This is a genomic window from Paraburkholderia kururiensis JCM 10599 = LMG 19447, from assembly GCF_003986935.1.
GTDB classification, from domain to species: Bacteria; Pseudomonadota; Gammaproteobacteria; order Burkholderiales; family Burkholderiaceae; genus Paraburkholderia; species Paraburkholderia kururiensis.
Genome location: NZ_RJZE01000101.1, coordinates 1 through 1,083, shown reverse-complemented (window position 1 = coordinate 1,083; position 1,083 = coordinate 1). Strand labels below are relative to the sequence as shown.

Sequence of the window (1,083 nt, the reverse complement as noted above, 5' to 3'; positions counted from 1 at the left end):
AGGCCACGGCACGATGCGCTCCATCTCGCCAAGAAACTTCTCGCGCCGTGTTTGCTTCTTCTTCATCGCGTACTCGGCGCTCGCAAAGCTGCGTTGGCTCATGTCCGTAGAGTTATGTTCCCGTTGCTTTCAGCATGCACGCATCGTGTAGCAGCAGTCAATTGATCAGCGAATCCCTAGTCGCAGATTGCGATGATCTGATTCAACTGTTCACACGCAGCCGCAAAAACATCATCGGGCACGCGCTTCCACGGATGCGCCTTTGCGTTTCGCGCACGCCAGTCGAATGACTTGGGTTGATGTCCAAGCACGTAGCTCGTGACGTTTTTCGGGCCCTGAAACTTGATCGCAAACGGATTCGTATCGTTGTATTGGGCCGTCGTCATGGGCAGTCCAATGACGATGCCCGTGCGTTCATTAAACGGCTTCGGCGACAGGACAAGCATCGGGTGCATATCTTTCATCTCACGGCCGACCTGCGGATTGCAATCAATCCAGATAATGTCGCACCGATCCGGCACCCACAAGGCCCCCGCCATCAAAACACCTCCGCGCCGATGCGACCTGTTGCCATTGCCTCACCGCCGTGAGTGGCCGGGTCAAACTTCGACAGTTTCTCTGCGAGTGTGAGCTTGCGCGGGCCGACTGGCTTCACTGTCACGCCAACCTCATCGGTTGTCACTTCCACTTCCAGTCCGGCCTCAAAGTGAGCGGAGCGAGCGACGGCTGCGGGAATGCGGACAGCTAGGCTGTTTCCCCACTGCTGGATCGTAAGCGTTGCTGTTTTTGCCATGATGCGACCTCCATTAACGTATAAACAAGTATAGATGAAATGTGGAGGAGTTTCAACATGTTTATACGACCACCTGCAGCGCCTGCGCCGGTCACATAGCTCTGGTGACCCTGCCTCGTTTCCACGTACAGCAGATCATGCTGCGATCAACGCGGCCTCGTAGAGAGGTGGCGTCGCTTGTTCGGACAGGGTCCCGAGATTTTTAAGTGGAACCACCGGGGCGTTCATGCTGCCGATTTAATCGCAGGCAGCGTCGCGAAGTATGCCTCGTCCGGCGTGCGGTCTTCCAG

The 1,083-nt window shown here is 56.2% G+C and carries 2 protein-coding genes and 1 pseudogene; all 3 read right to left on the bottom strand.

What is annotated here, in order from left to right:
- Positions 1-102: pseudogene (locus PKKP23_RS33435) on the bottom strand (IS5/IS1182 family transposase); the annotation flags it as partial.
- 74 nt (positions 103-176) lie between these two features.
- Positions 177-539, bottom strand: a complete 363-nt coding sequence (locus tag PKKP23_RS33430) for a type II toxin-antitoxin system PemK/MazF family toxin (RefSeq protein WP_126880081.1) — start codon at positions 537-539, stop codon at positions 177-179.
- The gene (locus tag PKKP23_RS33425; protein ID WP_126880080.1) at positions 539-793 is read right to left on the bottom strand and encodes an AbrB/MazE/SpoVT family DNA-binding domain-containing protein; all 255 of its coding nucleotides are present in this window, start codon (positions 791-793) and stop codon (positions 539-541) included. Before PKKP23_RS33425 ends, PKKP23_RS33430 begins: the two co-directional genes overlap by 1 nt.
- Positions 794-1,083: the final 290 nt, after the last annotated feature.